Raw genomic sequence first — 13479 nt, forward strand, 5'->3', positions numbered from 1 at the left:
CGACTACCGCCAAGACCCGAATTTACTCTTGCATCTTTCGGGGCGTCCACAGATGACGAAGCGGAGCGGCACCCAGTCGATCGACGCCAGGCTCGCATTGATGCGGCCCGATAGCGTTTCGAGCTCTTCGCGAAGCGCCTGCGGGCCCTCCTCATCCGCGTGCGAGGGCGGGGCGATCTGGAGCAGGCTGACCTTCTCGCGCAGCACCGGATGCCCGGCGAGCAGCAGCGCGTAGGCCGAGAAGCGTTCGGCAAGGCCCCTCGAATAATCGAGCCGGTCGACCCCGACGATCATGTCGCGTCCCCCTGCGCTCACTACCACACGGGTTTCGGCCTGTTTGGCGGCAATGGAGTGCACCGCCCCCGCGAAATCGGCGACATCCAGCCCGACCGGACAGACCAGCAGCCGGGTCAGCCGCTCGCCCCGGCGCAGGCCGTCGCCTTCGGGTGCGGCATCGAACTGGACCGCGGCGTAATCGATGAAGGCCTGCCGCCACTCCTCCGACTGGAAGCCGATCACATCGTATTCGAGCATGTCCTGCGCCAGCTCGCGGTGGCCGGGGAGCGACGCCAGCAGGCTTGGCGCAGGCCACGGGACGTGGAGAAAGAAGCCCATCCGGTTCTCGCATCCGCGCGCGCGCAGCAGGTTGCCCAAGGGAATCAGGCGATGATCGACCACCCAGATCAAGTCATCGGGCGCGACCATCGGGCCGAGCGCCGCGGCAAAGCGCGCGTTGATCCGCGCATGGCCGGTCCCATCCTCGCCGAGCGGCCACAGCCCGCGCTCGGCAAAGCCCGTGCCAAATTCTTCGATGTCCGGCGCCTCGATATCGATCGTCGCCGTTTTGACCCCGTCGGCGTGGTGGAAGGCGATCTGTCCGGTGAATGCCTCGGTCCGTTCGCCCGACCAGCCGAACCAGATGCCGCCGGTCTGGCGCAAAGCGGCGGCAAGTGCGACGGCGAGCCCGCAGCGGCCGGCGTGTGCGGCACCGGGTTCGGGATCGACCCGGCTCGTCACTGCAATCAGCCGCGGTGCCGCGTCGGAAATCGGGGAATGGGGCAAGGACGGGCCCTTCGGTTGCGGCCCTGGGCGCAGCGCACCGGAAGGGTACCGGGGCACTGCGGGGCCGGGGGTGGTGCATGCCCGGCGCGAAGGCTTCGCTCCGGACGCGGCGGGACCCATCGCGCCATGCGCGCGGGCAAAAAACCGCCTATGTGATGAAAGCCGCCGGCGCGCCTGCCGCCAGCGCCCGGATGTTCTCGACCACCGTTTCGGGACTTTCAAGCACGCCGTCGGCATGGGCAGCGATCCGCGCGCCGACCGCGAGCCCGCGCCCGCCCAGCGCGCGGGCGGCGTTGATGGCGGCAATATCGGTGAAGTCGTCGCCGATATAGAGCGGGCTTGCGCCATGAAACGGGGCGAGCGCCATGATCGCGCGCAGCGCATCCCCCTTGTCCGCGCCGGGCGAGCGAAGTTCGAACACCATGTCGCCCTCCTGGATGACAAGATCATGCGCCGCGGCGCATTCTTCGGCCCAGTCTTTCACCAGGGGGCGCAAGCGGGGCGCGAGGCGATAGTGGAGGCCGAGGCCGTAGCTCTTCAGCTCGATCACCACGCCCTGCGCCGCACCGAAACGCGCGTCCGCGGCGCGGGCGAGGCGCGCGAAGATGCGGGCTGGCGGGGGCGCGCGGCGGTGCCCGTCGTGGCGCAGTTCCAGCCCGTGGCTCGCCGCGACCGTCACCGGCCACAGCGCGCGGCCCCACAGCGCATCGAGCTGTTCGAGCGAGCGTCCGCTGATGATCGCTACACGGCCCTCGAGCCGCTCGATCGCGGCGGCGACAGCCTGGCGCAAATCGTCGCCGACGACGGCGCCGTCAGGAGTGGGGGCAATCGGGACCAGTGTCCCGTCGAAATCGAGCAGCAGGGCGATAGGGGGCGTCATCGGGCGGGGTCCGGCTCCGGTTCGGGTTCGGGTTCGGGTTCGGCCGCGCGGATGTGGTCGAGCGTCGCGCCCGCGGTCAGGCCGTGGACCGTGGCCGACAGCGCGATCGTCACCAGCACCGCCAGCCACAGGTCGGCGAGCATCGCGATCGGCGCGATTCCGGCGGCGAAGGCGAGGTAATAGAGGCTCCCGATCCCGCGCACGCCGAAGGCGGCGGTGACGATGCGGTCGCGCGGGGGCAGGTCCGTGCCCAGCAGCGACAGCCAGCCGATCAGCGGCCGGATGGCGAACACCAGCGCGGCGGCGATGGCGACATGCTCCAGCCGGATGTCGGCAAGATATGTGCCCAGCGCTGCGCCCACCATCAGCAGCAGCACGGCGGTCAGCGCGTGCTCGATGGCAAGGTTGAAGAGGTGGAGGTTGCCGTGAAACTCATGGGCCGCTTCGATCCGGCGGAACACCAGGCCGCCGACGAAACAGGCGATGAAGCCATAGCCGTGCATCATCTCCGCGAGCCCGTAGCACACGAACACCCCCGCCAGCGCCAGCACCCCCGATCCGGTCTCGGCGAGCACGTTCCTCGCCGGCCAGCGGAACACCACCTGCCCGAGCAGCCACCCAACACCCGCGCCCGCCAGCGTGCCGGCGATGATCCGGTAGACGAGATCATAGGCCAGCCAGTCCCCCGCCTCGGTCAGGGTCAGCCCGGCGATGGCCGCCAGCGCGAGGTAGACGAAAGGGAAGGCGAGCCCGTCATTGAGCCCCGCCTCGGTGGTGAGAGCGAAGCGCACCGGATGCTCGCCGCCCTCGGTCGGCGGGCCGACCTGCACGTCGCCCGCAAGCACCGGATCGGTCGGGGCGAGAACCGCGCCCAGCAGCAGCGCGCTTGCCAGCGGAAAGCCTGCGGCAAGGCCTGCCAGCGCCAGCGCACCGATGGTCAGGGGCATGGCCACGGCCAGCAGACGCCATGTCGATGTCCAGCGCGTGGAGGGCCTCACCACGTCGAGCCGCATGCCGGTCGCAAACAGCGCAACGACCACCGCCATTTCGCTCAGGATCTCCCACCATTCGGGATCGGCGATCGGCTTGAACAGCGGCGGGGTTTCGGGGAGGGCCAGCGCGCAGGCGAAGCCGGTGAGGATCAGCAGCGCCGATGCCGCGGGCTCGCGGCCCGTGACGAAGCGGGGCAGCCAATAGGCAAGAATGATCGCAGCACCCGCAAACAGCAGGAAATGGTGATAGGACATCGATGTGTGGCTCTGCCGCAGGGCCGGTGAGGGCGTCGGCTCCGGCCTTGCGGGCTTCGCCCGGGGGCAACACTAACGCGGGATAGGATTGCCGCCGATGACCCAAGCATGCGGCGACATGGCCCAAAAAACCCCGCCCATCGCTGGGCGGGGAGTTTATTTGGGGCAATGACCAGACGAAGTGGAAACCTAACGCGCGTCCGGCCACCGAGTCACCAGAGGGATCGGGATACCCTAAGGTGCCAAATCTCTGCCCGCCCTGCGCGCAGCACGCTCTAACCTAGTTTGTATCTGCATGACTTGGAAGGTTCGGGGCCCTTTTGCCGGCTGGAGAAGCGCGCAAAGCCCCACAAAAAACCGCGCCCCGACCGCGAAGGCCGGGGCGCGGGGAGGGGCGGCGGCGAACGGGGGCGTGTCCGCTGCCGCTTTTGCTCAGCTCGTGGCTGAACCCGTCTTGCCGCCCGACTGGCTGCCCGAACTGGCGGTGCCGGTGGTGCCGGTCGCGCTGCCTGAGGCACCATCGCCCTGACCTTCGCTCTGCCGCTTCTTGCGCCACTCGTCGAACTTGCTGTTGAACTCGTCCTGCTGGGTCTGGCGGTATTCGTTGTAGTCGTTGTCGAACTGCTCCATCTGGCGCTGGCGCCACTGGCTGTAGCTCTGGTCGTGGTGATGTCCCTGACCGCCGGAGCCATGCTGGCCCAAGTAGCCTTGCTGGCCATACTGGTTGCCCGAACCGGACATGCCCTGCTGGCCCTGACCCCACTGGCTCTGGCCATGCTGGGAGTGGCCCATCAGGGCGTCCTGACCGCCCTGACCGCTGGATCCGAAGCCACCCTGGCCGCCGCCATAGCCCCCGTGATTGCCGTAACCGGCCTGACCAAAGCCGCTCTGGCCATAGCCGCCACTTTGCCCGTAGCCGCTCTGGCCGCCGTAACTGCTCTGACCATAGCCCGAACCTTGGCCGCCGTAGCCGCCATAGTCGCTCTGGTTGCCATAGCCGCCTTGCGAACCCGAGGTGCCTTGGCCTTGGCCGAAATTGCCCTGCCCGTACTGGCTCTGCCCGTATTGGCTCTGGCCTTGCTGGCCCTGCTGGCCATAGCGGTCCTGTTCCTGCTGGCCGAACCGGCCCGGCCGGTTGCTCTGATCCCAGTCCGAGCCGCTCTGGCCGGCTCCGCTCTGGCCGCGCTGATAGTCGCTGCCCTGCTGCATCTGCTCCTCGCGGCCACCGCTGTGGCTCTGGCTCTCGCGGTTCTGATTGCGCTCGTTTGCCATGTCATGGTCCTTTCCGATTGTCGGCTCCGGCACGGCCGATCGGCCATGCGGGAACCGGAGTGGAAGGTGGCAGGCGGTCCGCGCGGACCCCTTATCCTGCATTACCCACGCCGGACGCCCCGCCGACATCGCGGGCCGCCTTGCCGACAGGCTTCATGTGGCGTCGATGGATGCGAAAAGGACCGACGCTCCCACCGAAATCTGCAAATACAAACCTTTGTTATTGTCCGAATCATCGAAATGGTTGCGCGCAGATGGGATTTCTCTTGCGAGGGATTCGCAGAAGCCACTACGGTATACCGGAAGGTTTTTGGGGCGAGCCGAAGAGATTCGACGGGTACGATATCTTTTGATCGGGATATAGTTGAGGAAATTGCGCAAGGTGCATTTCTCGCAAGACCTCTCAAGGAGCACGCAAATGTTCAATGCCTTCCTGCTGCGACTCATGCATGCTGCCGAACTTGGCGACCAGGAAATTCAAGCGATCGAGGAACTGTGCCGTCAGCCCCGCGATATCGGTGCGAAGAAGTATCTTTCGCGCGATGGCGACGAGATGCACTCCTTCCCGGTCGTGCTGAGCGGCTGGGCGGCGCGTTACCAGATCCTGCGCAATGGCGCGCGCCAGATCACCCGGCTGCTGCTGCCGGGCGACGCCTTCTATTTCGATTGCTCGCCCGACGGCATTGCGATCGAGGAAGTTATCACCCTCAGCCCGTGCAAGATCGTCAACATTACCCACGCCGACATGCGCCGGCTGATCGACCGCTTCCCGACGATCGGTGAGGCGATGCGGTCCTATGGCGGCATGGAGAATGCCGTGCTGGCCTCGTGGGTGGTCAATGTCGACCGCCGCGACGCACTGGAGCGGATGGCGCATCTGATCTGCGAGACGCAGTACCGGCTTTCACTGGTCGATGCGCATCCCTCGCAGCAGATCTATTTCCCGCTGACGCAGGACGATCTGGCCGACGTGCTGGGTCTCACCCCGGTGCACATCAACCGCAAGCTTCAGCAGCTACGGCAGGACGGGCTGATTACGCTGCGTTCCAAGCAGCTGACGATCCACGATCTGCGGATGCTGCAGCAGATCGCGGGCTTCGATCCCTCCTACCTCGCGCCGCGGATCCAGACCCTGCGGGAGCGCGAGCGGCTCAGGATCATCGCCGCCTGACCTCCCGCCGCCTCCGGGCGAGGGCGCCGGTTAGGGTGCCCTGCGGCTCGCGCTCGCCAGCGCGGCCATGATCCGGGCTGCATCGGCGGGCTTGGTCAGATAGTCGCTGCCGGCCAGATCGTCGGGCAGCATGGCGGCATCATAGCCGGTCAGGAACACGAAGGGGATCGCCCGCGCCTTCAGCTCGCGGGCGAAATCGAACGACAGCCCGTGGCCGAGATTGATGTCGATCAGCACCGCATCGATCCGCCCCTCTTCGAGCAGCGCGGACAGATCGGGAAACGTCGCCGAGATCGCGACCACCTTGGCGCCGGCCGCTTCGAGCAACTGCTTGCAATCCTGCGCCTGATAGTAGTCATCCTCGAGAATGACGATGCGGTGGCCGGAAAGAGTGCGGTCGGTCATGGCACGCTTATATCAGGATCTGGGGTCGAGAATACTACCCGCGTCCGACAGGGGGAATTCGAGTTCGGCCAGAACGCCGGTGTCGTGCACGACGAGGCGGCCGTGGCCCTGAAGCTCGTAGGGCACGCGCTCCTCGATCAGCTTGCGGCCGAAGCCCTTGCGGTTCTGCTTGGTCTTGCGGACCTGCGCGGTCTCCTGCCAGCGCAGGATCACCCAAGGCTTGCCCCCGCGCTGCTCGGCCGACCAGATGATCCGGATATAGCCCGTATCGCCCAGCGCCCCGTATTTGATCGAGTTGGTGGCGAGTTCGTGGATCGCCAGCGTCACGATCTCCGCCGCATGGGGCGAGAGCGCGATCTCCGGGCCCTCGACATGGCATTTGTCGTCCTGCACGGCGTGGACCAGCAGCTCCTCGCGCACCAGTTCGGCCAGATCGACGCTGCGCCCGGGCGAGCGGGTGAGAGTGCTCTGGGTGCGGCCCATCGCCTGCAGACGGCCGATCAGGTGGTCGACATATTCGTCGACATGCCGGTGGCTGGGCGCCGAAAGCCGCGCGACCGAGCGGACCATGCCGATGAGGTTCCTTACCCGGTGCTGCAATTCGGCGACCAGCAGCCGCTGCCATTCCTCCTCGCGGCGGCGCTGGGTGGTGTCCACCATCGCGCCGAGCATGCGCACCGGCTTGCCCGTCTCGTCATAAAGAAAGCGCCCCCTTCCGGCCAGCCAGCGCACTTCACCCTCGGGGCGCACGAGCCGGTATTCCTGGATGTATTCCTGGCCGGTCTTCATCGCCCGGTCCACCGCTTCGTCGACCGAACCGCGGTCTTCGGGGTGAATGCGGTCGGTCCAGCTGGCGTAGCTCGGCACGACCGAACCCGGTTCATAGCCATGCATCCTGAAATTCTCGTCCGACCAGACCACCTCGTCGGTCTCGACGTTCCAGTCCCACAGGCCGACCTTGCCGACCTCGGTCGCCACTCGCAGCATTTGCGCTCCGTGAGCGAGCTCGCGCTCGGTCGTGCGGCGGTTGGTGATGTCGGTCGACATGCCGAACCATTCGGTGATCGTGCGGCTTTCATCGAACACCGGCACCGCGCGCGAATAGAGCCAGCCGATTTCGCCGTCGGGACGGATGTAGCGGTGTTCGATCTCGATCGGCTGGTGGGCCGCGATGGCCGCATCGACCGCTTCGCGCACCATGGTCCGGTCGGACGGCGTGACGAATTCCTCGATCCAGTCTCCCGGCCCGGTGCCATCGCCGAGCAGGCTCTTGCCGCCAAGCTGCTCCATGACCGTGCCTTCGGGGTTCATGCGAAAGATCAGGTCCGATGTCGCCTCGATCAGCGAATGGAGGCGGTTTTCGCTGTGCCGGAGCGCAAGTTCCATGGCTTTGCGCTTGCCGATATCCTCGAACAGAATGCCCAGCCGGAAGGGCGCCGCATCCCCGATGGGGAAGGCGAAGACATCGAACCAGCGGTTCATGGCCGCCGATTCGCTCTCGAACCTTTCGGCCACGCCCGACATCGCGATGCGGCCATAGGTCGCGACCCACTTGTCCTCGATGTCGGGCTGGAGCGCGCGCATCGTCTTGCCGACGGGATCGACAAGGCCAGTCTGTTCGACAAAGGCTTCGTTGACTTCGAGAAAGCGATAGTCGGAGGGCTCCCTTGCTGCATCGAACAGGACCTCGATCACGCAAAAGCCTTCGTCGATCGCATCGAACAGCAGCTTGTAGCGCGCATCCGCCTCGCGCCGCTTTTCGCGGGCCTGGTGCTCGCCAGTCATGTCACGGATGCGCGCCATGAGCGCGCTCCGGCCGGCGTATAGCAACGGCGTCAGCACGACTTCGTAGACGGTCGGGCTCTGTGCGCCCTCGCGCACGAGCACCTCGGGCGTGTTGCCCAGGATCACGCGTTCCAGATCGGCCGACCAATGCGCCAACATCTTGGGAGAGTGCTGGCCGAGGGTCTGGCCAGTGAGGTCTCCGGTCTCGAACATGGCGCGCAAAGCGGGATTGATAGCGAGATAGCGCCAGTCGGACACGGTTTCGCCCGGCGTGCCGATGGGCTCGAAGATGCAGGCCGCATCCGGGAGGGCATCGAAGGCAGCGCGAAACAGGCTGTTGTCGGTCTCGGAAGAGTGTTCAGCCATGCCCTCTGCTTTCGCGCTGACTCCAGCATAGGAACCACGCCTGTAAACCTGTTTAACATATGTTATACGGCCTCTAAGCCCCTTTTCTTCGCGCTAATTCAGGATAGGGACTTGAAGGCAGAGCAGGCGCAGGCGGGGGTCCCTTCCGACGGAGATTTCCCATGCGCATGATCCTTGCTCTCCTCGCCCTGGGTGCGGGCGCCTATGTCATGTCGCGGCGTTCGGGCAGTGGCGGTGCGCCGCGCCGGGCGGCCTTTGCCGAGGGGCAGCCCGCCCACGGCCCGCGTCCCGTGCGCGATTCCGGGCCCGAGGCGATGCGCGATCCGCCGCGGGGCGAATGGACCTCTGTCGACGAGGCCAGCGACCAGAGCTTCCCGGCGAGCGACCCGCCTGCAACCTACTGATCCCGCGATGGCGACGAGCTAGCCCCGGCGCACACCTGCCACCCCGTTTCTCGCCCGGTCAAACGCACTGCGGGTCGCCGGGAGCCTTACGCAGGTTAGTGTCATCACGCGCATGTTCTTCTTGAGATCGTCGGCGCTGCGCACGCCGACCTGACCGGGAATCTTCAGCCATGACGACACTGACCGATGCGGGGATCGAGCCCCTTTTCCGCCTTCTCGGGCGCTACATGCCGCTGGAACAAGCGGACAGGACCGCGCTGGCCGCGCTCGAAGCCGGGCCGCTGTGCCACGGCGATGCACGCACCGACATCGCCCGCGAGGGCGAGAACCCCACCGTCATCCGTCTGCTCGTCTCGGGCTGGGCGTGCCGCTACAAGGACCTGCCCGACGGGCGCCGCCAAATCGTGGACTTCTTCCTGCCGGGCGAATTCTGCGACCTCAATATCTACATCCTGTCCGAGCTCGACCATTCGATCGGGGCGCTGACGGCGGTGCGCTATTACGAGATCCAGCCGCAGCAGTTCCAGGACGTGATCGACCAGCGCCCGCGGCTGCTGCGCGCGCTGTTGTGGCACGAGATGGTGACCTCCGGGATCCAGCGTGCGTGGCTGGTGTCGATCGGCCAGCGCTCGCCGCTGGAACGGCTGAGCCACCTGTTCGTCGAGCTTTACTACCGGCTGAAGACCGTGGGGCTGGCGACGGGGACCGGCTTCGACCTGCCGATCACGCAGAACCATCTGGCCGAAGCCAACGGCCTCAGCCTCGTCCACCTCAACCGGACGCTTCAGGAAATGCGGCGCGAAGGCCTGATCGAGTTGTCCGACCGGCAGCTGAAGATCATCGATCTCGACCGGCTGAAGCGTGTGGCGATGTTCAACGGCAACTATCTGCATTTCAACCGCTAGCGCGCGGGACGGCGGCCCCGTGCGGGTCCGTTCGGGTTCAATCGTCTGCCCGGTGCGCTGTGCCGCGCGCGTGTCCCGGCATGGTCTAACCTAGGCATGTGCCGCCCCGCGGCGCGCGCGCGACAAAGGCATGGTCCCCGGCCGAATCGATATCGGCCCACCAAGGAGAGACCCCCATGCCCCGCACCTTTGCCCATAGCCGCAAGCCCCGCCACGACGAGACCGGGAGTGTCATTGCCACCGCCGCCAAGACCGTGCTGGTCACCGCCGGGATCGTCGCGATCGCCAATCTCGGGCGCAAGGCCGTGGTCCAGGCGCCGACCGCGATGTCGCGCGACTGGTTCGAAGGCCTGACCCGCGAACACGAGGCGACGCTCGCCGCGCTCGACAAGCTGATCGCGACCTCCGCCGAACACCCCCACCGCCGCACCGCGCAGCTTTCCACGATCACCCACATGATCACCAAGCACGCGCTGCAGGAAGAAAACGTCATCTACCCGATGATCGCCCGCGAGGCCGGCGATGCGGCGGGTGAGCTCAACAAGGAGCATGGCGAGGTCAAGGCGATGCTCTTCGAACTGGCGCGGATGGACAAGACCGATCCCGGCTTCGCGACGATGCTGACCGAGCTGCGCGACGCGCTGGAGGAGCACATGCGCGAGGAAGAGGAGCAGCTTTTCCCGGCGCTGCGCGAGCGCCTTTCGCAGGAGGAGAACCTCAAGCTCACCCGCGCGATGAACATGGCCGGCGTGATGGTCGCCTGACCCTGCTCCGATTTCCCCGCAAACGAAGGAACCTCTCATGGCCAAACAGCCCCCCGCGCGCGATGCGCTGCAGATGCTCGCCGACGATCACCGCACGGTCGAGCAGCTTTTCGAGAAGTATGACAATGCCCGCAGCGCCTCGGTGCAGGCCAAGATCGTGCGCCAGATCTGCGAGGAGCTGATCATCCACGCGATGGTCGAGGAGCAGGTCTTCTACCCGGCGGTGCGCGACACCGTGGAGGACGACATGATGGACGAGGCGCAGGTCGAGCATGACAGCGCCAAGGCGCTGATCCTCTCGCTGATGCAGGCCGAGCCCGACGAGCAATACTACGAGGCCAAGGTCAGCGTGCTCAAGGAACAGGTCGAACACCACGTCTACGAGGAGGAACGCCAGCGCGGCAGCATGTTCGCGCAGGTGCGCAAGTCCGATGTCGATCTGGTCGCGCTCGGTCAGGAGATGGCGGCAGTGAAGCAGCAGCTTCAGGCGCAGGCCAAGGCCGGCGGCCTGCCTTCGCCCGAGAAGGTCGCGCTCAAGGCCTGAGTTCTCGGTTTTCCCCCGGAAGTGCTGGAAGGGCCGCAGCCTGCATAACGCAGGCTGCGGCCCTTTCCCGTTTCATTCCGCCGCGATCGCTCCCTCGGAGTCCGCCAGGGCCGTGCTCCGCCAGCGTGCATCAAGCCTGCGCCATGTCGCGAGCGCCTGACCGACGATCTGGTCCATGTTGTAGTAGCGATAGGTCGCCAGCCGGCCGACGAAGGTCACATTGTCACAGGCCCGCGCCAGTGCGTCGTAACGCTTGTACAGCGCCTGCGCCTCGGGGTTGGGGATCGGGTAATAAGGATCGCCCTCGGCCGCCGGATATTCACGCGTGATGCTGGTGAGCGGTGCGTGCTGGCCGGTGAGGTGCTTGTATTCGGTGATCCGGGTGTAGGGCACCGCCTCGTTCGGGTAATTCACCACCGCCACCGGCTGCGCCTGCTCGCACGGCAGGGTCTCGTGTTCGAAGCGCAGCGAGCGGTAGGGCAGCTTGCCCAGCCGGTGCCCGAAATATTCGTCGATCGGCCCGGACCACACCAGGTGATCCCAGGTGATCCCGTGCGGAAGATCGGCAAAGCCCGTGCCGGTCATCACCGTGATGCGCGGCTCGTCGAGCATCCTCGCGAACATCGCGGTGTAGCCTTCGGCGGGCATGCACTGGTAGGTGTCCGTGAAGTAGCGGTCATCGGTATTGGTGCGTGCCGGGACGCGCGCGGCCACGGACTTGTCGAGCTGGCTCGGATCGACGCCCCATTGCTTGCGGGTATAGCCTTCGAAGAACTTGGCGTAGAGATCCTCGCCGACCTGCGCGACAACCGTATCGCGCGAGGTGCGCACTTCGGGAACCGGAACCGCCACGGACTTGAGGTAAGCTTCCGCCTCGGCATCGGTTGCAAGATCGAGGCCGTAGAGCTGGTTCAGCGTCGTGCGGTTGATCGGCATCGGCACCAGCATCCCTTCGACCGAGGCGAGCACGCGGTGCTCGTAGGGCCGCCAGCGAGTGAAGCGCGTGAGGTATTCGAGGATCTCGCGGCTGTTGGTGTGGAAGATGTGCGGCCCGTATTTGTGGACCAGGATGCCGCCCGCGTCCTCATGGTCGAAGGCGTTGCCGGCGATGTGGTCGCGCTTGTCGATCACCAGCACCGAACGGCCCGAGCCGCGCGCGATCCGCTCGGCCATCACCGATCCGGCAAAGCCTGCACCCACCACCAGCACATCGTAATGGCGCGGGGTCGCGGCGGGCTCTTTGCTGCCGCCAAGGCCGGAGACCACGCGGGTGACCAGCGCGGTTTCGATCTTTCGCGCGATCCGCCCGGCAATCCCGTCCCAGCTCTTGTCGGCAAGGCAATCGCGCGCCTCGGCCCGCCATGCGGCGCGGGCGGCATCGGAGTCGGCGAGCAGGTTCTCGCACGCCGCGACGAAGGCCTGCGCGTCATCGGCGATGCGGATCGAATCGAGGTGGCCGTAATCGGCCACTACGTCGCGAATCGAGGTCGAGACCACGGGGAGCCCGGCGGCCATGTATTCGGGGGTCTTGGTGGGGCTGATGAAATCGGTCGCCGCGTTGCGCGCGAAGGGCATCAGCGCGATGTCCCAGCCGGCCGCATAGGCGGGCAGTTCGGCATAGTCCTTGCCGCCCAGCCAGTGGATGTTCGCCGCGCGGGGGAGATCGGCCTCGGCGATCTTCACCACCGGGCCGACCATCACGAAGGACCAGTCGGGCCGGGCCTGCGCCGCTGCTTCGAGCAGGGCAAGGTCCATGCGCTCGTCGATCACGCCGTAAAAGCCGAGGCGCGGGCGAGGGAGGCCCGCCTGGTCGGCCGGGTCCGGCACGCCATCAGCGCCCCGCGCGAAGTGCGCGATGTCAACGCCCGAGGGGACGCAGTGGATATTGCGATGCCGATCGGCGCGCGCGGCATAGAGGCTCCGCCCGCCGCACAGCACGATGTCCGCGCGCGCCATCAGCGCCGCCTCGCGGATCGCGATATCGGCCGGCGCAAAGGCGAAGTTGGCGAGCTCGTCCATGCAGTCATAGACCACCGCGTCGGCGCGCACCCCGGCGCTGAAGGCGAGCATCATCGGGGTGTAGTACCAGAACACCCGCGGCGCGGTTTCGCCTGCGAGCATGTCGGCGAGCAGGCCGCGCAGGGCGAGGTCGCTCGCGCCTGCATCGAGCCCCGCGGGCAGGACCGGCACGGCGCGGGTGAGGCCCCCGGCCAGCGACTCGCGTTCGAGCCGGGGCGCGGTGCAATCTGCCTCCACGCGCGGCTCTTCCCAATAGGTGACGTCGAAGTGGTCCGCGAGCCGGGTCATGATGTGCTGCGGCCGCTGGAAGACGAGGTTCCAGCGAAGGTGCGAAAAGCAGACAAGCGCCGGGCGTCCGAAGCGTGAGCGGGCAGCGGGCATGGTTTCAGACGGGCGATGCATGGCGAAAGGAGCCTTCCGGGTCGGGGGTGGCCGCCGGCGGCAGGTAGCGCATGGCGGCGTCGCCTGGGGGCGACATCCCCGAGTAGCGCGCTCTGCCGGATTTCAGCCTTACCTATGTGAAGTTCGACAAATAAGCCGGAAAGACTGCGGATTGCGAACTCATGTTATGGGGTCACACAGCCAGAGCAGTCAGTCTTGGAGGGGAGGACGAGCAAAGCCTGTTCGTCGTATCCGGAGCACTATTCATGGACAA

At 66.5% G+C, this 13479-nt stretch carries 12 protein-coding genes; 5 read left to right on the forward strand and 7 right to left on the reverse strand.

Features of this window, described 5'->3' with window-relative positions; translation table 11 throughout:
* Positions 1-3: 3 nt before the first annotated feature.
* The 4 genes from AX708_RS05495 to AX708_RS05510 all read right to left on the reverse strand — a co-directional run bounded on the left by AX708_RS05495 (position 4) and on the right by AX708_RS05510 (position 4461).
* Entirely contained in the window at positions 4-1062 is a 1059-nt protein-coding gene (locus AX708_RS05495) for a trehalose-6-phosphate synthase (RefSeq protein ID WP_067489653.1), read from the reverse strand.
* Between the two features lie 148 nt (positions 1063-1210).
* Positions 1211-1942, reverse strand: coding sequence for a trehalose-phosphatase (gene otsB / locus AX708_RS05500; protein ID WP_066529003.1), 732 nt, complete (start codon positions 1940-1942; stop codon positions 1211-1213).
* A complete protein-coding gene (locus AX708_RS05505) occupies positions 1939-3189 on the reverse strand; it encodes a sodium:proton antiporter (protein WP_066529006.1) in 1251 nt (416 codons plus the stop codon). Before AX708_RS05505 ends, otsB begins: the two co-directional genes overlap by 4 nt.
* Positions 3190-3621: 432 nt before the next feature.
* Positions 3622-4461 carry a hypothetical protein gene (locus tag AX708_RS05510; RefSeq protein WP_066529007.1) on the reverse strand — a complete coding sequence of 280 codons (840 nt, stop codon included), beginning with the start codon at positions 4459-4461 and terminating at the stop codon, positions 3622-3624.
* Between the two features lie 418 nt (positions 4462-4879).
* On the opposite strand from AX708_RS05510, the gene AX708_RS05515 reads away from it, so the two are divergent.
* Positions 4880-5632, forward strand: coding sequence for a Crp/Fnr family transcriptional regulator (locus tag AX708_RS05515; RefSeq protein WP_066529010.1), 753 nt, complete (start codon positions 4880-4882; stop codon positions 5630-5632).
* A gap of 30 nt (positions 5633-5662) precedes the next feature.
* Here the strand turns inward: AX708_RS05515 and AX708_RS05520 are convergent, their stop codons facing one another.
* Positions 5663-6037 (reverse strand): response regulator, encoded by a 375-nt coding sequence (locus tag AX708_RS05520; protein ID WP_066529011.1) that lies wholly within the window; start codon positions 6035-6037, stop codon positions 5663-5665.
* Between the two features lie 12 nt (positions 6038-6049).
* Complete coding sequence (locus AX708_RS05525) at positions 6050-8188, reverse strand: PAS domain-containing protein (RefSeq protein ID WP_066529013.1); 2139 nt, start codon at positions 8186-8188, stop codon at positions 6050-6052.
* 161 nt (positions 8189-8349) lie between these two features.
* On the opposite strand from AX708_RS05525, the gene AX708_RS05530 reads away from it, so the two are divergent.
* From AX708_RS05530 to AX708_RS05545, 4 genes are all read left to right on the forward strand, one after another.
* Positions 8350-8592: a hypothetical protein gene (locus AX708_RS05530; RefSeq protein WP_066529016.1), complete on the forward strand. Its 243-nt coding sequence runs from the start codon at positions 8350-8352 to the stop codon at positions 8590-8592.
* A gap of 170 nt (positions 8593-8762) precedes the next feature.
* Positions 8763-9497 (forward strand): Crp/Fnr family transcriptional regulator, encoded by a 735-nt coding sequence (locus tag AX708_RS05535; protein WP_197426041.1) that lies wholly within the window; start codon positions 8763-8765, stop codon positions 9495-9497.
* Between the two features lie 176 nt (positions 9498-9673).
* Positions 9674-10261, forward strand: coding sequence for a hemerythrin domain-containing protein (locus AX708_RS05540; RefSeq protein WP_066529018.1), 588 nt, complete (start codon positions 9674-9676; stop codon positions 10259-10261).
* 37 nt (positions 10262-10298) lie between these two features.
* Complete coding sequence (locus AX708_RS05545) at positions 10299-10805, forward strand: hemerythrin domain-containing protein (RefSeq protein WP_066529020.1); 507 nt, start codon at positions 10299-10301, stop codon at positions 10803-10805.
* A 72-nt stretch (positions 10806-10877) separates the two neighbouring features.
* Here the strand turns inward: AX708_RS05545 and glf are convergent, their stop codons facing one another.
* Positions 10878-13112 (reverse strand): UDP-galactopyranose mutase, encoded by a 2235-nt coding sequence (glf, locus tag AX708_RS05550; RefSeq protein ID WP_082745549.1) that lies wholly within the window; start codon positions 13110-13112, stop codon positions 10878-10880.
* Between the last annotated feature and the right edge of the window lie 367 nt (positions 13113-13479).

It is taken from the genome of Erythrobacter sp. CCH5-A1, from assembly GCF_001557115.1.
Taxonomy (GTDB): domain Bacteria; phylum Pseudomonadota; class Alphaproteobacteria; order Sphingomonadales; family Sphingomonadaceae; genus Erythrobacter.